Source organism: Cupriavidus sp. SIMBA_020 (assembly GCF_046535395.1).
Lineage (GTDB): Bacteria > Pseudomonadota > Gammaproteobacteria > Burkholderiales > Burkholderiaceae > Cupriavidus > Cupriavidus campinensis.
This window is the reverse complement of the sequence record NZ_JAWRWU010000864.1, coordinates 1-262: the sequence shown is the minus strand read 5'-3', so window position 1 is coordinate 262 and position 262 is coordinate 1. Positions and strand designations below refer to the sequence as shown.

1 pseudogene is annotated in these 262 nt (G+C 66.4%); it reads right to left on the bottom strand.

Going from position 1 to position 262, the window contains the following annotated elements:
- Positions 1-262, bottom strand: a pseudogene (locus tag SB751_RS31855) (NmrA family transcriptional regulator); the annotation flags it as partial.

Genomic DNA, 262 nt, shown 5'->3' with positions numbered 1-262 from the left:
CACGAGCGACTGCTCCTCGACCAGCCCGCCGAAATACCGGGCCTTGGGGTCTCTCACGACCTCGCGCGGATCGCCGGCCGCCTTCAGATAGCGGGCGATGATTTCGTTGAACGGCGCTCTTTCCGGGCCGGCGATCTCGACGATATCGTTTCGCGGCGCCGCGAGTGCCACGTCGGCAACGATCGCCGCAACGTCGTCGGCCGCGATGGGCTGGAACAGGCCCGGCGAAACCCTGATTACGTTTCCGTCCGCACTTGACGCG